The sequence below is a fragment of the Streptomyces scopuliridis genome, assembly GCF_042790125.1.
GTDB classification, from domain to species: Bacteria; Actinomycetota; Actinomycetes; order Streptomycetales; family Streptomycetaceae; genus Streptomyces; species Streptomyces scopuliridis_A.
Map to the genome: position 1 here is coordinate 28,911 of NZ_JBHTZS010000039.1, position 19,091 is coordinate 48,001.

Annotated in this window: 18 protein-coding genes and 1 pseudogene; 12 read left to right on the forward strand and 7 right to left on the reverse strand. The window is 71.7% G+C overall.

All coding sequences use genetic code 11. From position 1 onward, the window contains the following. Positions 1-66 precede the first annotated feature (66 nt). Together ACFRKB_RS34740 and ACFRKB_RS34745 are read right to left on the reverse strand one after the other, a co-directional pair. Complete coding sequence (locus ACFRKB_RS34740) at positions 67-531, reverse strand: Rieske (2Fe-2S) protein (protein WP_383110594.1); 465 nt, start codon at positions 529-531, stop codon at positions 67-69. An 80-nt stretch (positions 532-611) separates the two neighbouring features. Beyond that, entirely contained in the window at positions 612-2,738 is a 2,127-nt protein-coding gene (locus ACFRKB_RS34745; protein ID WP_383110595.1) for a S9 family peptidase, read from the reverse strand. A gap of 104 nt (positions 2,739-2,842) precedes the next feature. On the opposite strand from ACFRKB_RS34745, the gene ACFRKB_RS34750 reads away from it, so the two are divergent. From ACFRKB_RS34750 to ACFRKB_RS34780, 7 genes are all read left to right on the forward strand, one after another. Then, positions 2,843-3,712, forward strand: a complete 870-nt coding sequence (locus ACFRKB_RS34750) for a HipA family kinase (RefSeq protein ID WP_383110596.1) — start codon at positions 2,843-2,845, stop codon at positions 3,710-3,712. Next, on the forward strand, positions 3,709-4,092 hold the full coding sequence (locus ACFRKB_RS34755; protein ID WP_383110597.1) for a DUF3037 domain-containing protein: 384 nt from the start codon (positions 3,709-3,711) through the stop codon (positions 4,090-4,092). The genes ACFRKB_RS34750 and ACFRKB_RS34755 overlap by 4 nt, the downstream gene beginning before the upstream one ends. Positions 4,093-4,329: 237 nt before the next feature. Further along, complete coding sequence (fabG, locus tag ACFRKB_RS34760) at positions 4,330-5,091, forward strand: 3-oxoacyl-ACP reductase FabG (RefSeq protein ID WP_383110598.1); 762 nt, start codon at positions 4,330-4,332, stop codon at positions 5,089-5,091. Positions 5,092-5,108: 17 nt separating this feature from the next. Beyond that, positions 5,109-5,897, forward strand: coding sequence for an SDR family oxidoreductase (locus tag ACFRKB_RS34765; RefSeq protein WP_383110599.1), 789 nt, complete (start codon positions 5,109-5,111; stop codon positions 5,895-5,897). Between the two features lie 151 nt (positions 5,898-6,048). Beyond that, positions 6,049-7,584, forward strand: a complete 1,536-nt coding sequence (locus ACFRKB_RS34770; RefSeq protein WP_383110628.1) for an ABC transporter substrate-binding protein — start codon at positions 6,049-6,051, stop codon at positions 7,582-7,584. A gap of 117 nt (positions 7,585-7,701) precedes the next feature. Then, positions 7,702-8,394, forward strand: coding sequence for a uracil-DNA glycosylase (locus ACFRKB_RS34775; protein WP_365973465.1), 693 nt, complete (start codon positions 7,702-7,704; stop codon positions 8,392-8,394). 86 nt (positions 8,395-8,480) lie between these two features. Further along, a complete protein-coding gene (locus tag ACFRKB_RS34780; RefSeq protein ID WP_383110600.1) occupies positions 8,481-8,972 on the forward strand; it encodes a hypothetical protein in 492 nt (163 codons plus the stop codon). Between the two features lie 77 nt (positions 8,973-9,049). Here ACFRKB_RS34780 and ACFRKB_RS34785 read toward each other — a convergent pair whose 3' ends face one another. The 3 genes from ACFRKB_RS34785 to ACFRKB_RS34795 all read right to left on the reverse strand — a co-directional run bounded on the left by ACFRKB_RS34785 (position 9,050) and on the right by ACFRKB_RS34795 (position 10,891). Next, complete coding sequence (locus tag ACFRKB_RS34785; RefSeq protein WP_383110601.1) at positions 9,050-9,499, reverse strand: hypothetical protein; 450 nt, start codon at positions 9,497-9,499, stop codon at positions 9,050-9,052. Positions 9,500-9,662: 163 nt separating this feature from the next. After that, positions 9,663-10,193 (reverse strand): DinB family protein, encoded by a 531-nt coding sequence (locus tag ACFRKB_RS34790; protein ID WP_383110602.1) that lies wholly within the window; start codon positions 10,191-10,193, stop codon positions 9,663-9,665. 41 nt (positions 10,194-10,234) lie between these two features. Then, positions 10,235-10,891 carry a TetR/AcrR family transcriptional regulator gene (locus ACFRKB_RS34795; RefSeq protein WP_383110603.1) on the reverse strand — a complete coding sequence of 219 codons (657 nt, stop codon included), beginning with the start codon at positions 10,889-10,891 and terminating at the stop codon, positions 10,235-10,237. Between the two features lie 106 nt (positions 10,892-10,997). Between ACFRKB_RS34795 and ACFRKB_RS34800 the strand changes: the two genes are divergently transcribed. Further along, a complete protein-coding gene (locus ACFRKB_RS34800) occupies positions 10,998-12,209 on the forward strand; it encodes an FAD-dependent oxidoreductase (RefSeq protein ID WP_383110604.1) in 1,212 nt (403 codons plus the stop codon). Between the two features lie 86 nt (positions 12,210-12,295). Then, the gene (locus ACFRKB_RS34805) at positions 12,296-13,204 is read left to right on the forward strand and encodes a Gfo/Idh/MocA family protein (protein WP_365973459.1); all 909 of its coding nucleotides are present in this window, start codon (positions 12,296-12,298) and stop codon (positions 13,202-13,204) included. Here ACFRKB_RS34805 and lnt read toward each other — a convergent pair. Together lnt and ACFRKB_RS34815 are read right to left on the reverse strand one after the other, a co-directional pair. Further along, positions 13,125-14,783 carry an apolipoprotein N-acyltransferase gene (gene lnt / locus ACFRKB_RS34810; protein WP_383110605.1) on the reverse strand — a complete coding sequence of 553 codons (1,659 nt, stop codon included), beginning with the start codon at positions 14,781-14,783 and terminating at the stop codon, positions 13,125-13,127. The two genes, ACFRKB_RS34805 and lnt, sit on opposite strands and share 80 nt — an antisense overlap. Before the next feature lie 109 nt (positions 14,784-14,892). Beyond that, a complete protein-coding gene (locus ACFRKB_RS34815; protein WP_383110606.1) occupies positions 14,893-15,351 on the reverse strand; it encodes a nuclear transport factor 2 family protein in 459 nt (152 codons plus the stop codon). Positions 15,352-16,013: 662 nt separating this feature from the next. Between ACFRKB_RS34815 and ACFRKB_RS34820 the strand changes: the two genes are divergently transcribed. From ACFRKB_RS34820 to ACFRKB_RS34830, 3 genes and pseudogenes are all read left to right on the forward strand, one after another. Continuing rightward, positions 16,014-17,195, forward strand: coding sequence for an NAD(P)/FAD-dependent oxidoreductase (locus ACFRKB_RS34820; protein ID WP_383110607.1), 1,182 nt, complete (start codon positions 16,014-16,016; stop codon positions 17,193-17,195). After that, positions 17,192-17,488, forward strand: coding sequence for a (2Fe-2S)-binding protein (locus ACFRKB_RS34825; RefSeq protein ID WP_383110608.1), 297 nt, complete (start codon positions 17,192-17,194; stop codon positions 17,486-17,488). Before ACFRKB_RS34820 ends, ACFRKB_RS34825 begins: the two co-directional genes overlap by 4 nt. Next, positions 17,469-18,929: pseudogene (locus ACFRKB_RS34830) on the forward strand (FAD/NAD(P)-dependent oxidoreductase); the annotation flags it as partial. The gene ACFRKB_RS34825 and the pseudogene ACFRKB_RS34830, both read left to right, overlap by 20 nt. Between the last annotated feature and the right edge of the window lie 162 nt (positions 18,930-19,091).

A 19,091-nucleotide genomic window follows, 5' to 3' on the forward strand; every position in this document is an offset into this window, starting at 1 on the left:
CTGCCGACGAAAAGTGAGGCCCGCCGGCCGCCGGTCATGGGTGCGGGCGGTCGGCCACGGGCCGGCTCACGCGAGCGTGATCGTGTCCCCGGTGACCTTGATCGGCGTCGCGGGCAGCGGCTGCCTCGCGGGTCCGGCCTTCACACTGCCGTCCGCCACGCTGAACTGACTGCCGTGACACGGGCAGTGGATGGCCCCGCCGGAGATGTCCTTCACGGCGCAGCCCGCGTGGGTGCACTTCGACGAGAACGCCTTGAACTCGCCCGCCGTCGGCTGGGTGACCACCACTCCCTGGTCGGCGAAGACCTTCCCGCCGCCCTCCGGGATCTCGGTGGTCTTCGCGAGGGCATCCGCCGGTCCCGGGCCCCCGTCCGCGCCGTCGTCGGGCTTCGCGGGCTTGCCGGCGGCGGACTCCGCCGGCGTGTCCGAGCCGCCGCACGCGACCAGCGCCGCCGCCAGCCCCGTCGCGCCCGCCGCCGCGACCACGGTCCGGCGAGTGACGATCCGTGCGGTCCCCTGCGTTCCCGTCATACCGAGCTCCATTCCCTGGTGGGCTCTGCGCCGGCCGGTCGGCCGTTCAGCGATAGGTACGTCTCTACCCGTCGTGGTGTTCAGATGCCGAGAGACTTCCTGAGGAAGCCGAGTTCGTGGCACAAAAGAGTGTCCGCCTGCCCCACACGGGTGACGAGATGGCCCGCCCCCGGCAGCGGCAGTACGGTGTGCGGCCGGCCCGCCGCGAGCAGCGCGGCCGAGAGCCGCAGCGTATGGGCGGGGAACACATTGTCGTCGGCGAGCCCGTGCACGAGCAGCAGCGGCCGGGTCAGCCTGTGCGCGTGAGGGAGCAGCGAACAGCGGTCGTAGTTCTCCGGCTGGAGGCCGGGATGGCCGAGGTAACGCTCCTCCCAGTACGTGTCGTACAGCCGCCGGTCGGCCGGCGCCGCGCCCGCGACCGCCGCGTGGAACACCTCGGGCCGGTGCAGTACGGCCGCCGCCGCCAGATAGCCGCTGAAGGACCAGCCCCGGATCCCCACCCGCGCCAGGTCCAGCGCGCCGTACCGCTCGGCCGCCGCGTGCAGCGCGTCGACCTGGTCCGTCAGCACGGGGGTCAGCCGGTCCCCGACGATGGCCCGCTGCCACCCCACACCGCGCCCGGGGGTGCCGCGCCCGTCCGTGGCCAGTACGGCGAACCCCTGCTCCGCGAACCACTGGCACACGGCGGTGTACCAGCCGCCGCCCTTCGTCACCACCTGCATACCGGGTCCCGCGTACGGGCTGAGCAGTACGGGCAGCTTGCCCGTGTCCGGTGTGTACCAGGACGGAAGATGCAGCCGGCCGCGCAACTCCCGCTTCCCGAGCGTGAGATGGACCGGCTTCGGGGTGACCAGCGGCTGTTCGGCGAGGACCGCGATCCGGCCCGACGGGACGCCGCCGCGCAGCACCGTCACCGTCTGTCCGTCCGGAGTCCTGCTGTCGAGGACGACGGTGTCGCCGCCCGCCGAGGCGGTGTGCACCCCCGGCTCGTCCGTCAGCCTGACGAATCCGGTGTCCGGGGTGTACGACCAGACATGGGTCTCCGTCGGCTCCTCGCTCGCGGTGAACAGGACCCGCTCGCCCGCCGCGCCGAGCACCGCGCGGACCTGGAGCCCGTCCGGCGCGAAGGCGCCGCCGATCCGCAGCGAGCGGGCGTCGCCGCGTACGCACGGCAGGACCGCCGTCCCCGACGCGGTGTGCAGGGGAGCGCCCGGCGGCCACTCCACCCAGTGCTCGTCGGTCTGCCGGAACAGCCGCTCGACCTCGCCGTCGGCCGGGTCGGCGCGCAGGACCCACAGGGTGCGCTGGTCCCGGGTCTGGAGACCGATCACCGGCCCGCCGCCCGTCTCCCAGCCGGCGCTGACGACATACTCGAAGGCCGGGTCCCGCCAGACACCCGCCGGAGCCTCGTCCTCGGGGGCGCGCTCCGGGAGCCGTACGGGGGTGTGCCGGCCGTCGAGCGTGACCACGCTCAGCGAGGTACGCGCGTTGGCGGTGCCCGCCGCCGGATACGGCACCGCGCGTGGCGCCCGCGCCGGATCGGACGGATCGCCGAGGTACCAGCGGCGCACCATCGAGGTGTCGACCCGGGCCACCAGCAGGGCGTCCCCGTCGGGCGACCACCAGTGGCCGCGCGTCCTGCCGATGGACTCCGCGGCGGTGTGATCGGCCAGCCCGTACGACACCTCGGGGGCCTCGGGCGCGGCGAGCGGCCGGTCGTCCGTGCCGTCGGTCCGTACGACGCGCAGCGCGCCGTCGCTGACATAGGCGATGTGCGCGCCGTCTGGCGAGGGGCGCGGATCGACGACCGGGCCCTCGGTGCGGACGTGCCGTGGAGCGCCGCCGTCCGTCCGTACGATCCAGAGGTCGCCGCCGAGCGCGTACGCCACGACGCGAGCCTCCCGGTCGGTGGCGTACCCCACCACTCCCACCGAGGTCTCGCGGGCCCGTTCGCGGCGGATCAGTTCCGCGTCGGAGACGGGCTCGTCGCGAGCGGGGGCCGTCGGGTCGGAGCGGTCCGAGGGGCCGGCGAGAATCCGCTCGTCGCCGTCCTCGTACACCCACAGCAGGCCGCGCGGATCGACGCCGGACACCGACCGTACGAACAGCACACGCTCGCCGTCCGGTGACACGGTGAACTGCCGGGGGACACCCAGCGAGAAGCGGCGGGTACGGGCGAACTGCGGGGGAAAGCCGGTGGTATCCATGGTCTCCAGATCTCTCTCGCGGGCGCGCCGAGGCAACCTCCGGCGCGCTGTGACAGGCGAAAACGCCCGTGCGGCGCTCCACCACCCCGAAGTAACCTGGCGCAATGCTCACCGAAGTCACCGCGACCCGCTATGTCACGCCCTTGCGTGAGGGCGGCTCGCTTCCGGGGATCGTCGAGGCCGACGATCTCGGTACGTACGTCATGAAATTCACCGGCGCGGGACAGGGCCGCAAGACCCTGGTCGCGGAGGTGATCTGCGGACAGCTGGCCCGCAGGCTGGGGCTGAGAATCCCCGAACTGGTGCGTATGCAACTCGACCCCGTCATCGGACTCTCCGAGCCGGACCAGGAAGTACAGGAGTTGCTGAAGGCGAGCGGTGGGCTGAACCTCGGCATGGACTTTCTGCCGGGATCGATCGGCTTCGACCCGCTAGCTTATCAAGTGGGGCCGGAGGAGGCCGGACGGATCGTCTGGTTCGACGCGATCATCAACAATGTCGACCGCTCCTGGCGCAACCCCAACATGCTTGTCTGGCACGGCGACGTGTGGCTCATCGACCATGGCGCCACCATGATCTGGCACCACAACTGGCCCGGTGCGCAGGCTTCCGCCGCGAAGCCGTACAACGCGTCCGACCATGTGCTCGCCTCCTTCGGACCCGACATCGCGTCGGCCGCCGCCGAGCTGGCGCCGCTGGTCACCGAGGAGTTGCTGACGGAGGTCACCGCCGACGTACCGGACGAGTGGCTGGTCGACGAGCCCGGATTCGACTCCACCGACGCGCTGCGCCGCGCGTATGTGGAGCCGCTGCTCGCGCGGGCCGGCACGATCCATGAGCGCATCACTCTCGACGCGCCCACCACGAACGGCCCTTCCCGCGCCCCCGGTTGGCTCGCCGACCGGCTGGCACCAGGAGCGCGGACCACGCGGCGGACCGCGGACGAGCAGAGCGTGAAGGACGGCGGCCAGTGAGCACGAAGGACGTCTACGAGTACGCGCTGCTGCGGGTCGTGCCGCGCGTCGAACGCGGTGAGTGTTTCAACGCGGGCGTGCTCGTCTACTGCCGCGCCAGGTCCTACGTTTCGGCCAGAACCCATCTGGACGAGGCGAAGCTGAGGATCCTCGACCCGCGGGCGGATGTCCTGGGGGTACGGGCGGCGCTGCACGCGGTCGAGAGCGTCTGCCGCGGGGGCGACGCGGCCGGGCAGGCGGCGGACGACGACGCGGGCAGGCGGTTCCGGTGGCTGATCGCGCCGCGCTCGACCGTCGTACAGCCCGGTCCCGTACACACCGGACTGACGGACGATCCGGGGGCGGAGGCCGAGCGGCTGCTCGCTCTGCTGGTGCGCTGACACGTCGGCTCGCGAGGGCGTGCTGACGCGGGCGGGTGTCGCGGGCGGGGCGAAGCCGGGGTGTGACGTCCGCCCCGGATCCCGCCATCGGCGCCGTCGGCCGTTGACACCGCGTGCCGTGGCTTCTAGCGTCTGTCTGCTGGACCTACTAAGCGGTTGCTCAGGGGTCTTGGTGATCGGGAGCCGCAGGAGTCAGGCGGGATGTGTCAGACAGCGCCTAGGGCGAGGAGAACAGGGATGTCCACCACCGAGCAGCGCGTAGCGGTCGTGACCGGGGCGGCGCGTGGCATTGGCGCCGCCACCGCGGTACGGCTGGCGGCGGAGGGCCGCGCCGTCGCCGTACTCGACCTCGACGAGGCGGCGTGCGAGGACACCGTCGAGAAGATCACTTCGGCCGGCGGCACGGCACTCGCCGTCGGCTGCGACGTCTCCGACAGCGCGCAGGTGGAGGCCGCCGTCGCGCGGGTCGCTGCCGAGCTGGGGGCGCCGACGATCCTGGTCAACAACGCGGGTGTGCTGCGGGACAACCTGCTCTTCAAGATGACCGAGTCCGACTGGGACACGGTGGTGAACGTGCACCTCAAGGGCGCGTTCCTGATGGCCAAGGCATGCCAGAAGTACATGGTGGACGCCGGGTTCGGCCGTATCGTCAGCCTGTCCTCCAGCTCCGCGCTGGGCAATCGCGGCCAGGCCAACTACGCGGCGGTCAAGGCCGGTCTCCAGGGCTTCACCAAGACCCTCGCCAAGGAACTCGGCAAGTTCGGCATCACCGCCAACGCGGTGGCGCCCGGCTTCGTCGTCACCGAGATGACCGCCCAGACCGCCGCCCGTGTCGGCATGGGCTTCGAGGAGTTCCAGGCCGCGGCGGCGAGCCAGATCCCGGTGCAGCGCGTCGGCAGGCCGGAGGACATCGCCAACGCCATCGCCTTCTTCGCGGGCGAGGAGGCCGGTTTCGTCTCCGGCCAGGTCATGTACGTCGCCGGCGGACCTCTCAACTGAGGCCGGGGGCAACGGAGATGACGGAGGAAACGCGGCGGCCGGAGTCCGGGGGGCGGCTGCCGGACAGCGGGAAGGCCGCCCTGGTCACGGGCGCGAGCCGGGGTATCGGATACGGAGTGGCCGAGGCGTTCGTCGCCCGCGGCGACCGGGTGTGCATCACCGGCCGGGACGAGGACGCGCTCAAGGAGGCCGTGGAGAGGCTCGGTTCCGACCGGGTGATCGGCGTGGCGGGCAAGGCGCATGACGAGCGGCACCAGGCGGCGGCGGTCGCCCGTGTCATGGAGACGTTCGGCCGGGTCGACTTCCTCGTCAACAACGCGGGAACGAACCCGGTCTTCGGCCCGATGGCCGAGCTGGACCTGAACGTGGCCCGCAAGGTGTACGAGACCAACGTCATCTCGGCGCTCGGGTTCGCCCAGCAGACCTGGCGGGCCTGGCAGAAGGAGAACGGCGGCGCGATCGTGAACATCGCGTCCGTCGCCGGGATCTCGGCGTCCCCCTTCATCGGCGCGTACGGCATGAGCAAGGCGGCGATGGTCAATCTGACCCTTCAGCTGGCGCACGAGTTCGCGCCGGTGGTACGGGTCAACGCCATCGCGCCCGCCGTGGTCAAGACCAAGTTCGCGCAGGCGCTCTACGAAGGCAGGGAGGCGGAGGCCGCGGCCGCCTACCCGATGGGACGGCTCGGAGTGCCCGAGGACATCGGCGGCGCCGCCGCGTTCCTCACCTCCGACCAGTCCGACTGGATCACCGGCCAGACACTGGTCGTCGACGGGGGCATCTTCCTCAACGCCGGGGTGAGATGACGGTTCCCGGCCCCAACCTCCCCAAAAGCCCTACCGGATCAGCGTATTGATCCGGTGAACGCTGCGGTATGGTCTGCCGATCCATGGCTGAACAAGGAGTGTGCACGTGTTCAACCGGACCATTCGGCGGGCCGCCGCGGCTCTGGCGGTCATGTCTCTGCTCGTGGGATGCGGCCTGTTCTCGGACGATGACGCGGAAGCCGAACAGAGGATAACCGTCGGCACGACGAGTGAGCCGAGCACGCTCGATCCGGCGGCGTCCTGGGACAACTCCTGGGAGATGTTCCGCAATGTCTTCCAGACCCTGGTGAGCTTTCCGACCGGCAGTTCGTACCCGCAGCCCGATGCCGCGCGGAAGTGCCGGTTCACCGACGCCGCCAACCAGGTCTTCCAGTGCGTGCTGCGTGACGGCCTGAAGTTCTCCAACGGCGATCCGCTCGACGCGGCGGCCGTCAAGCACTCCTTCGACCGGATCCGGAAGATCAACGTGCCGGGCGGTCCCGCCGGCCTGCTGGACTCCCTCCGCACGGTGGAGACGAGCGGGGACGACACCGTCGTCTTCCGGCTGCGCAAGCCCGACGCGACCTTCCCCTTCATCCTGGCCACGCCCGCCATGTCCCTCGTGGCCCCGGACGAGTACCCGATGGACAGGCTGCGCCAGGACGGCGCGATCACCGGCTCGGGGCCGTACGTACTCGACTCGTACACCGGCGGGGACCGGGCGGAGCTGAACCGGAACAAGGACTACCGCGGATTCGCGAAGCACCGGAACAACGCCGTCACGATCCAGTACTTCAAGGACTCCGACACGGTTTTCCGCGCCCTGCAGAAGAAGGAGATCGACGCCATCTACCGGGGCCTCACCTCGGAACAGGTCGTCGAACTCGAACACAAGGGACCCCGGAACAAGGATCTCCAGCTGGTCGAGACCGTCGGTGCCGATATCCGCTATCTGGTGTTCAACCCCGCGGATCCGGCGGCCGGCAAGCTCGCGGTACGCCAGGCTGTGGCACAGATCGTGGACCGCGACGCGCTCGTGGCGAAGGTCTACCAGGGCACGGCCGAGCCGCTGTACTCGATGGTCCCCAAGGGCATTTTCGCGCACACCACCGGCTTCTTCGACCAGTACGGCGACCCCGATGTGAACGAGGCGAAGGCGATCCTCAACGGCGCGGGCATCAGCGCGCCCGTGCCCCTCACGCTCTGGTACACGACGGACCGCTACGGGTCGGGGACGGCGGCCGAGTTCACCGAGCTGAAGCGCCAGCTCGAAGCGTCGGGGCTGTTCAGGATCACCGTCCGGGGCAAGCCGTGGAAGCAGTTCCAGGCGGGCTACCAGAAGGGGGAGTACCCCGTCTTCGGGCGCGGCTGGTTCCCCGACTTCCCGGACCCGGACAACTTCATCGCGCCCTTCGTGGGCAAGAACAACGCGCTGAGCACACCGTACGAGAGCCCGGAGATCACCCAGAAGCTGCTGCCCCGGTCCCGCCGGGTGAGCGACCGCGCCGCGGTGAACGCGGAGTTCGAGCGCGCCCAGGAGATCTTCGTCGATGATGTACGGCTCCTCCCGCTGTGGCAGGGCAAGCTGTACGTGGCGTCGACCGAGGACATCGGCGGCGGTGAGCGGGCGCTCGATCCGCAGACGGTCATGCAGATGTGGGAGCTGAACCGGAAAGCCAGCTGGTAAGGGCGCTTGTCACAGGCGCTTGTCACCGGCTCTTGTCACCGGCCGACTGAGGCCGTTGTCAGTGGTCCCCGGTAGGTTCAGTGGTGCACAAGTGATCGCTTACCGGAGGTTGTTGACGTGACCGACACCGACATGCTGCCCGAGTCCTGGCGCGGCGTCCTCGGCGATGAGCTGCAGAAGCCCTACTTCAAGGAGCTCACCGAGTTCGTCGAGGAGGAGCGGGCGAAGGGGCCGGTCTATCCGCCGCGCGAAGAGGTCTTCGCGGCGCTCGACGCCACTCCGTACGACAAGGTGAAGGTCCTCATCCTGGGCCAGGATCCGTACCACGGCGAGGGGCAGGGGCACGGCCTGTGCTTCTCGGTGCGGCCCGGTGTCAGGACCCCTCCCTCCCTGCGGAACATCTACAAGGAGATGAAGGAGGAGCTGGGCCACCCGGTGCCGGACAACGGCTATCTGATGCCCTGGGCCGAGCAGGGTGTGCTGCTGCTCAACGCGGTGCTGACGGTCCGCGCGGGTGAGGCCAACTCCCACAAGGGCAAGGGCTGGGAGAAGGTGACGGACGCGGTCATCCGCGCCGTGGCCGAGCGGCCGGACCCGGCGGTCTTCGTCCTGTGGGGGGCGTACGCGCAGAAGAAGCTGCCGCTGATCGACACGGAGCGGCATGTGGTGGTGAAGGGCGCGCACCCCTCGCCGCTGTCCGCGAAGAAGTTCTTCGGGTCGCGGCCGTTCACCCAGATCAACGAGGCCGTCGCCGCGCAGGGGCATGAGCCCATCGACTGGCGCATCCCCGACCTCGGCGACCGCGGCTGATCCGCCGAGCCTGCCGACAGGCTCGGGTCGTCCGCCCGAGCCTGAAGGCCGTGGCCCGTCATGCCGGATAGCGTCGTGTTCGTCGGATGTACTGGACGGTGTGTGGACGGCATGCGGAGGCGGCGGCAGTGAGGGAGCGGCAGGAGGCGTCGGAGGACGCCGTCATGACCAGGATCGGGCAGGCGGTCATGCTGCTCCACGGCGGCGACCGCGAAGAGGCGCGCAACCGGTTCGGCGAGCTCTGGGCGGAGCTGGCGGAGGCGGGCGACGCGTTTCACCGCTGCGCCCTCGCGCACTACATGGCGGACACGCAGGACGACCCGGGCGATGAACTGGCCTGGGATCTGCGGGCGCTGACGGCCGCGGGCCCGCCCGGGACCTCCTCGGTGGTGCGGGCCTTCTATCCGTCGCTCCATCTCAATCTCGCCGCCGACTATCTGAAACTCCAGCGGCCGGAGGCGGCGCGGCTCCATCTGGACCGGGCGCGTGACGCGGCGGACGCCCTGGGGGACGAGGGGGATGTGAAGGGGGTCCGGGCGGGGATCGACCGGCTGGAGCGGCTGCTGCGCGAGCGGTGACAGCGAGAGCGACGAGGGAGCGGGGGTGAGAGCGTGGGCGGGGGGCGCTGGGGCGGGGCGGCGCGGGGCGCGCGGGGTCAATCGCCATAGGTGTCATGGCAGATGCGGGCCTGGGGGCTGTCCTCCGGCCACTGGCCGTACCGCTCCCCGAGGGCGCAGACATCGGCGATGGCCGGTGCGGACGACGGCGCGGAATGCCGCTGTCCCTCGCGGTGGTCCTGAGCCCACCGCTCGGGCCGGGACGTGGCCGGGGGCCGATCGGATCCGCTCGTCCACTCCGAGGCCGGCCGGTCCTGGGCCGGCGGGCGGGCTTCGGCGGACGAGCGCGGCGCCGCTTCCGGGGCGGGCGGAGGAACGGCCGCCTCCAGCGCTTCCTTGGCCGGGGCCTCGATGATCAACGGCTCAGGCGCCCCCGGGCCCTGGATGCCGCTGCTCGTTCCCGGGCGCGGCGAGGGACCGGGCGAGGGGTGCGGCTCCACGGCCACACATCCGGAGACGGCGGTGACCGCCACCCCCATCAGGATCATCGCCGCGCTTCTCGTTCGGTTGGTTCGGTGCACTCGGGCAACTCTGCTGGCCGGCGGCGCTGTTGGGGAGCGGAAGAGCGCGGATTGGCCCGGACGGGTGACGCCGGGCCCGTGTGCCGCTCCCTCGGTCGAGTCCGTCGGCCGGCCGGCGGGGCCGCCGGGGTCAGTCGCCCGTCGCGCCGTCGATCCGCTCGCGGAGGAGATCGGCGTGGCCGTTGTGCCGGGCGTACTCCTCGATCATGTGGGTGTAGATCCAGCGGAGGTTGTACGGCTCGCCGGTGTGCCGGCTGGGCGGTCCTTCGCCGAGGTCGTCGAGGGAGCGGGGCGCGGCCAGTTCGCGGGCGCGGGCGATCTCGGCGTGCCAGGTGGCGTACGCCTCCTCCCAGGTGTCGGCCTCGCCGGGGTGGAAGTCGCCGTCCGGGTCGGCGTCGGTGTAGTAGAGCGGCCCGGCCTGCTCGTCGGCCAGCCGGTTACGGAACCAGCCGCGCTCCACCTCGGCCATATGCCGCACCAGACCGAGCAGGGTCAGGCCGGAGGGTGGAATGGACGCCTCTTTGAGCTGTTTCTCGTCCAGGCCGGAGCATTTCAGGGCCAGGGTCTCGCGGTGGTAGTCGAGCCAGCCCTCCAGCATCTCGCGTTCGCCGGCGACGGTGGAGGGTTCGGTGCGCTCGGGTGTTGCCTCGGTGGTGGTCATGGCGGACATCCTGAAGGATGAGCCGCCGATGTGGCGAGCGCTTAATTGTCCAGGCCGGCCGGGGTCTCATCGTCCTGGGCGGACGGGGGCCCGTCCGCCGTTCCGAGCATGCCGCGCAGCAGCTCGGTGAATCCGAGGCGCAGGGCGTCCAGGGAGGGTACGGAGTCGTGGTACGACCCGGCCGCGCAGGAGAACATCAGCCCCTCGCACCAGGCCACCAGCGAGAGCGCGTGCCGCGCGGGGTCGGGGGAGCCCGCCGCCGTCATCATCGCGACCAGCGGCTCACGGAACCGCTGCCCCGTCGCGTCGTAGTAGGCCCGTAGCTCCGGCCGGCGCGTGGCCTCCAGCGCCAGTTCGTAACGGGCGACGAGCAGTTCGGGGTGGCCGGTCAGATAGCGGTGCAGCGCCAGCGCCAGCGCGTCTACGGGTGCGCCCCGGCCGCCCGCGCCGACGGGCATCTCGTCCGGGGTGAGCACCCGCGCCTCGCGCTCCGCCTGCCGCCGTATCGCCGCCTCCAGCAGCGCCTGCCGGGTGCGCGCGTGGTTGGAGGTGGAGCCCTGGGGGAGCCCGGCCAGCTCGTCCACGGCCCGGTGGGTCAGCCCGCGCATGCCGCGCTCGGCGAGCAGGGTGAGGGCGGCGTCGGCGATCAGTTCGGCGCGGGAGGAGGACCCGGTGGAGCGGGTGGAGCGTGTGGCCATGGAGCCAATCTATCCCGTGCACTACAGCTGTAGTACGGTGGATGTGCTCACTACGGCTGTAGTTCCGGCTTCGGTGTGAGCGGCGATCCGAGGAGAGTGAGACGTCATGGACCAGCCCCGCGCCCTCGTCATCGGCGGTGGAATCGGCGGACTGACCGCGGCTGTGGCCCTGCGTCAGCGCGGGTGGGAGGTCACCGTGCTGGAACGCGCACCGGAACTCACCCCGGTCGGCGCCGGACTCGGCCTCGCGCCCAACGCGCAGCGCGCGCTCGATGTCATCGGACTCGGCGACCAGGTCCGCGCCCTCTCCGCCTGGCAGGGCGACGGCGGGCTGCGCGCCCCGGACGGTCGCTGGCTCTCCCGTACGAGCAGCGAGGCCGCGGCCGACCGCTTCGGCGGCCCCCTCGTCCTGGTCCATCGCGCCACCCTCGTCTCCCTCCTGGCCTCCGCGCTGCCCGAGGGCGTGGTGCGCACCGGCACGGCCGCCGTGCTCACCGATCCGGGCGGTGACGGCCGGCCGGCCGTCGTCAGTACGCCGGACGGCGAGCTGGAGGCCGAACTCGTCGTGGCCGCCGACGGCATCCGCTCCGCCGTACGCCAGGTGCTCTTCCCGGACCATCCCGGCCCGCGCTACACGGGACTGACCACCTGGCGCGTGGTCGTCCCGGCCCCCGAGCGGCCGTTCGCGCCGCACGAGACCTGGGGCCGGGGCCGGTTGTGGGGCACCCAGCCGCTCAAGGACGGCCGTGTCTACGCGTACGCCGGCACCACAGCGCCCGAGGGCGCTCACGCGCCCGACGACGAGCGGGCGGAGCTGCGCCGGCTCTTCGGCGACTGGCACGACCCCGTACCCGCGATCATCGAGGCCGCGGACCCCGGGCAGGTGCTGCGCCATGACGTCCATGAGATGGCCGTACCCCTGCCCGCGTACCACCGCGGCCGGGTCGCCCTGCTCGGTGACGCCGCGCACGCGATGCAGCCCACGCTCGGTCAGGGCGGCAACCAGGCCATCGAGGACGCCATCGTCCTCGCGCACCACATGGGACCGGCCGGCGGCTTCGGGTCCGACGCCACCCCCGCCGCCGGGCTCGCCGCCTACTCCGCCGACCGGCTGCCGCGTACCACCGCCATCGTCCGCCAGGCCACCAGGACAGGCCGGATGACGGCCGTCAGCAATCCGGTCGCCGTCGCCGTACGGAACGCGCTGATCGTCGCCGTCTCCCGCTTCGGGCCCGGACTCATCCTGCGCGGCTTCGCCGGGATCGCCGACTGGCGGCCTCCCCAGCACACGTATGCTTCCGGGACACCACGTCGGTAATGCGGACGGACAACGCGTACAGACGTACGGACAGATGGACGAACGCGCATGTCAACGACGCGTAGGAACAGGCAGGGGAGGCCCTTGTGAAGGTCGGCTGCATCGGGCTCGGCGACATCGCGCAGAAGGCGTATCTGCCGGTGCTCACCACACTGCCCGGGGTCGAGCTGCATCTGCAGACCCGTACCCCCGCCACCTTGACGCGTACCGCCGAGGTCCACCACATCCCGGCCGAGCGGTGCCACGCCGATCTCGGCTCGCTGCTCGCCCAGGGCCTCGACGCCGCGTTCGTGCACGCCCCCACCGCCGTGCACGCCGAGATCGTCACCCGGCTCCTGGAGGCGGGCGTACCGACCTATGTCGACAAGCCGATCGCGTACGAACTCGCCGACTCCGAACGGATCGTGCGCCTCGCCGAGGAGCGGGGCGTGAGCCTCGCCGTCGGCTTCAACCGCCGTTTCGCGCCCGGGTACGCGCAGTGCCTGGAGCATCCGCGCGAACTGATCCTTCTCCAGAAGAACCGGGTGGGTCTCCCCGAGGACCCGCGCACCTTCGTCCTCGACGACTTCATCCATGTCGTGGACACACTGCGCTTCCTGCTCCCGGGACCGGTCGAACACACCGACGTACGGGCGCGGATCCGCCAGGGTCTGCTGCACCATGTCGTGCTCCAGCTCTCCGGCGACGGCTTCACCGCGATCGGCGTGATGAACCGGCTGAGCGGTTCCACGGAGGAGATCCTCGAAGTGTCGGGGCAGGACACCAAGCGCGCCGTCCACGATCTCGCCACGATCATCGACCACAAGGGGCAGCCCAGCGTCCGGCGGCGCGGCGACTGGGTGCCGGTGGCCCGCCAGCGCGGTGTCGAGCAGTGCGTGCTGGCGTTCCTCGACGCCGTACGGGCCGGAAGGACGCTCAGCGCGAGGGACGCGCTGCTGACTCACGAGCTGTGCGAGCGGGTGGTACGAGAGGCGCTGGACCAGTCCGCCGCCTGAGCGAACGGGCGCCCTCCACCGCGAAGAACGCCGCGAGGACGGCCAGCGCGCCATGGACCGCCCAGTCACCGAACCGTACGTAGAGGGTCGTGCCCCGGGCCAGCGGGAGATCGAAGACGGCGGCGGCGGAACGGTCCGTACCGATCGCGCCGCCCACCCGTTCGCCCCCGGGGCCGAACACCGCGCTGACGCCCGTGAGCGTGGCGTGCACCATCGGCCTGCCGGACTCCGCGGCCCGCAGCGCCGCCAGTGAGGCATGCTGCTCCGGCGCCCAACTGCCCTGGAACGACGAGGTGGCGGACTGCGCCACCAGCACCTGCGCGCCGTCCCTGACCAACCGTCTGCTCATATCGGGGAACGCCGACTCGAAGCAGATCAGCGGACCGAAACGCAGCCCGCCCCTGCCCTCGCCCGGCAGCACCATCACCGACGGGCGGGTCCCGCGCACACGGTCCTCACCGGCCGCCTTCCCCACCGAGGTCACCCAGCCCAGCGCGGCACGGGCCGGGATGTACTCGCCGAAGGGCACCAGCCGCATCTTGTCGTACACATCGCCCGTCGGACCGTTCGGCCCCACCAGGACACCGCGCTTGAATATGCCCGCCCGGCCCGTCGGATCCGTACTGCGCGCATCGACATTGACCAGGATCTCGGCGCCGACCGTGCGGGACAGCACGGCGATCCGCGCCGCCAGATCGGGCCGCTCCCCCAGATCCGCGCCGACGCTGCTCTCGCCCCACACCACCAGATCGAGATCCTGTCCGGCCAGCGTGCGGGTCAGCTCCTCGCCGCGTGCGAACCGGCGCTCCACGGCGTCCGCGCCGGCGACCACGCCCGGCTGGACGACCGCGATCCGTGCCAGGCCCGATCGTTCGGGCTCCGGGGCCCACCACCCCACTGACCCCACGGTGACGGCGCACACCACGATGCCGAGGGCCGCGGCGCTCCGCGCCCGGGGCACCGACAACAGCAGGGTCAGCGCGGTGTTCACCGCCACCACCAGCAGACTCACCAGCCACACGCCGCCCACCGAGGCGAGCCGCAGTGCGGGGGAGACTTCCCACTGGCTGGCGCCGAGGAGTCCCCATGGTCCGCCAAGTCCCTGCCAGGACCTGACCAGTTCGATCATCAGCCAGCCCGAGGGGAGCACGGCGAGCGCGGTGGCGGCGCGCCTCGCGGACGGCGCGCCGGCGAGCATGGCGCGTACCAGCCACCCCCACGGCGCCCACAGCAGCCCCAGCAGCGCCGCCAGTACCAGGATGAACACATGGAGGCTCGGTATCAGCCAGTGGTGCACGGCGATGATGAAGCCGAGTGCGCCCAGCCAGCCGTCCAGCGCCGCGCGGCGGCCCGTGGGCGCGGACCGTATGAGCAGCATCCAGGGCACCAACGCCCCATACGCCAGCCACCAGAGCGAGGGCGAAGGGAAGGTGAGGGCCGGCAGCGCGCCGGCGGCCACGGCGAACGCGCCGCGCCACCACGGCGATATGGACGCGCCGTGCCACCACCGCGATATGGACGCCCCGTGCCACCACGGTGATGCGGTGGCACCGCGCCACCACGGCGATGCCTTTCGCATACCGCGCCTCCTCGCCCCGCCCGTCCCCCGTCCGTGTAGCAGTCCCTTCCCTCGATCGGGGGAACCGAAGCGGATACGGAGCAGGTGCGTCCAGCGCGTACCCCGCAGGTCAGCCGAGGCCGGCCGGTACGGAGGCGCGCCGCCACTTCTCCTGGGCGGTCACGGTGCGCAGCAGCCAGCCCTCCTCACCGCGCAGCAGCCCGAACGTGAACCCGCCGCCGCTCATCAGGTCCTCACCCGACTCGTGCCGCAGCGGACTGAGATAGTCGGCGCGCAGTTCGGCGCGGTCGCCGGGATAGCCCCCGAGGTCCTGGATGCGCAGCCGTCGGTTGACGATCAGATGCTGACGGACGGTGAAGGGCCGCAGCGTGCCGGCCAGCCAGTCGGCGACCTCGGCGGCGGGCCCCTCGATACCGCCCGCCGCGGTGTAGTCGGCGCGGCCGTCCGGGGTGAACAGGGCACGGAACCCCGGCCAGTCGGCGTCGTCCATGGCCACGGCGTAGCCGGTGATCACCTCATCGATCGCCAGACGGTCCATCACGGTCGCGAGATCCACACGCTGTGTCATCGGTTCAGTCTCCGGCAGCGGGAGCCCCAGGCCAAGGGCCATGAGTGGTCGGATCGGCTTCCGGACACCTACGTGGCCCATTCGGCGCCGCCCGGATTCAGCCGCGGATTCATCCTTGGCCGACCGGCCGGCGAAGACGACCAGTTTGAGTATCCGTACCGGCTTCTCGAAGTCCGCCTCCAGATACTCACCGAGCCCGGGCCGGCACCGAGCGCGCCCGCGTCGACTTCGCCACCGCCGAGCTGCGGATCCCGCCCGGCCACGCGGACTTCGCGAAGCTGCGGGTACGGTCGGCCAAACGGCTGTGGCACGGGACTCAGGAACGGGTGCGGGCGGCGCGCGGGGGGCGGGCGCGCCGACGAGCGCGCCCGTCGAGGTCAGGGACGCCGTGGGCGGTGGCCCGGCCACCGGAACCGCGTACCGGGTGCCGGCCGGCAGCACCTTCGAACTCACCGACATCGTGGTCCAGAACCCGCAGGGCGACGCCGGAACACTCGTGGTGTCCAGCCAGGACGATCCCGTGCTGCGCCTGGCGCTGGAGAACTTCCGCGACTCCGACTACCACTTCGTCAACCCGCACCCGACACTCGACAACCAACCGCCAACAGCCGACCCATCGACGGCCCATGGTGCGCCACATTGCGATGTGACATGGTACCGACATGGGCAACTCGGAGAGATCTCCAGATGTGGTTGTCATCGGGGCGGGCATGGTCGGTGCCGCCTGTGCTTACTACTGTTCGGCGGCGGGTCTCCGCGTCACCGTGATCGAGCGGGGTGCGATCGCCGCCGGAACCACCTCCGCCTGCGAGGGCAACATCCTGCTCTCCGACAAAGAGCCGGGACCCGAACTCGATCTGGCGCTGCTCTCCTCGCGCCTCTGGAGCGAGGTCGCCCAGGACGTGGGCGCCGAGCGGCTGGAGTATCAGCGCAAGGGCGGCGTTGTGGTCGCCACCTCGCGGGCCACGGCCGACGGTCTCCGGAAGCTCACCGCCGTACAGCGCGCGGCTGGAATCGACGCGGTCGATGCGTCCTCCGGCGAGGTCGCCGATCTGGAGCCGCACCTCACGCCCGACGTGGTCTCGGGCGCGTACTACCCGCAGGACTGCCAGGTCCAGCCCATGCTGGCGGCTGCCCGGCTGCTCCAGCGTGCGCGTGGCCGCGGGGCCACCGTACTGACGGGGACGGAGGTCGTCGGATTCGTACGCGACGGCCATGGCGCCGTCACCGGTGTCCGTACGGACTCGTCCACGGCGCCCGTGATCCACGCCGGCCGGGTCGTCAATGCCACCGGTACCTGGAGCGGACAGACCGCCCGGCTCGCGGGTGCGCCGGTTCCCGTGTTGCCGCGCAAGGGGTTCATCCTGGTCACGGAGCCGCTGCCGCGGGTCATCCGGCACAAGGTGTACACGGCCGAGTACGTCGCCAATGTCGCCAGCAGCGACGCCGGGCTGGAGACCTCGGTCGTGGTCGAGGGCACCCGGGCCGGGACCGTACTGATCGGGGCCAGTCGCGAGCGCGTCGGCTTCGACCGCTCGATGTCGCTGCCGGTCCTGCGTACGCTCGCCGCACAGGCCGTCGCCGTTTTCCCGTTCCTCGCCGAAGTCCGGTTGCTCCGCAGCTACTTGGGCTTCCGCCCCTACTGCCCGGACCATCTGCCGGTCATCGGCGCCGACCCGCGCGCCCCCGGGCTCATCCACGCCGGAGGACACGAGGGCGCCGGGATCGGCCTGTCCACCGCGACCGGCCATCTGATCGCGCAGGTCATCGCCGGTACGGAACCCGACCTGGACCTCACACCGTTCCGCCCGGACCGGTTCGGGGAGGAGGAGATGACGGCGTGAGCGCCGAGGGGGAGGCTCAACTCCCTTTCCAGTTCCGGTTCGACGAGCGGACCATCGACGCCACGGCGGGCCAGACCATCGGCGCCGCGCTCATCGCCGCCGGGCACCGCTCCTGGCGCCGTACCCGCGCCGGCGGCGCTCCGCGCGGTGTGTTCTGCGGCATCGGGGTGTGCTTCGACTGCCTGGTCACCGTCAACGGGCAGCCGAATCAACGGGCTTGTCTGGTCGAGGCCGCGCCCGGTGACCGGGTCCGTACCCAGGAGGGAGCCGGCCATGACGACCTCGCGTGCTGACCCCGACGCCGCACGGCGCGACCGCTATGACCTCGCGGTCCTCGGAGCCGGCCCGGCCGGTCTCGCCGCCGCTGTTACGGCCGCCTCCGCCGGGGCCCGCGTCGCGCTGATCGACGCGGCCCCGCGTCCCGGCGGCCAGTACTGGCGCCACCGCCAGGGTGACAACGGGGCCTCGCGCCATGGCTGGCCGGTATTCCAACAGCTCCTGCGCGGGCTCACCGAACACGCCGACCGGATCGCGCACCTACCAGGGCGCTCCGTCTGGCACATTGAGCGGTCCGCCGAGGAGTTCCCGAACGGGTTCCGCACGCACACCGTTGCCACCGACGCCGTCCACGCCACCGACGCCGTCCACGCCACGGACACCGTCCACGCCACGGACACCGTCCACGCCACGGACACCGGCACCGCCCGCGGCAACACCGAGCGCGTCATCGACAGCCGTACGGTCGTGATCGCCACCGGCGCCTACGACCGCCAACTCCCCTTCCCCGGCTGGACATTGCCCGGCGTCTTCACCGCGGGCGGCGCGCAGGCACTGCTGAAAGGGCAGGGTGTACGCGCCGGCCGGCGGATCGCCGTGGCCGGCACCGGCCCGTTCCTCCTCGCCGTCGCCGCCGGTCTCGCCGAGGCGGGCGCGGACGTCGTCGGGGTCTTCGAGGCCGGGCTGCCCACCGCCTTCGTGCGGCATCCGCTCGCCGTGGCCCGTAACCCCGGCAAACTCGCCGAGGGCGCGGGGTTCCTCCGTACGCTGTTGCGCCACCGCGTGCCGTACCGGACCCGTACGGCCGTGGTCGCCGCCCACGCCGCCCACGCAACCCACGCCGCCCACGCAACCCACGCAGCTCACGGGACCCACGGCGGCGGCGAGGTCTCCGGCGTCACGGTGGCCGCGCTCGACGCGCGGTGGCGCGTCGTACCGGGCAGTGAGCGCCGCGTGGACTGCGACACCCTCGCCGTCGGCTACGGCTTCACGCCCCAGATCGAGATCCCGCTCCAGCTCGGCTGCGACACGCGCCGTGACATCGACGGAAGCCTGGTCGCCACCGCCGACGGCCGCCAGCTCAGCACGCTCCCCGGGGTCTATCTCGCCGGGGAGGTCTGCGGGGTCGGCGGCGCGGAGCTGTCCGTGACCGAGGGGCGGCTCGCCGGACTCCATGCCGCGTATGCCACGGTCGGCGCCACCCCGGAGCCGGCGGCGGTACGCCGTCTGTCGCACCGCCGCGCCGCGCTGCGCTCCTTCGCCACCGCCCTCCACGAGGCGTATCCGGTGCGGCCGGGGTGGACCGGATGGATCGACGACGACACCGTGGTGTGCCGCTGCGAGGAGGTCACGGCGGGGGCGATCACCGAGGTCATCGAGGAGCTGGGCGCCACCGACTCCCGCGCGGTGAAGCTGTTCGCACGCCCCGGTATGGGGCTGTGCCAGGGGCGGGTCTGTGGGTACGCCACCAGCTGTCTGGTCGCCGCGCGCACCGGACGCGCACCGACCGAGGCCGATCTGCGCTCCATGGCGAGCAGACCCATCGCTCAGCCGGTGCGGCTCGGCACCCTGGCCGCGACCGCGACCGCGAAACCCGCCGCTCAGCCTCAGCAAAGCCGA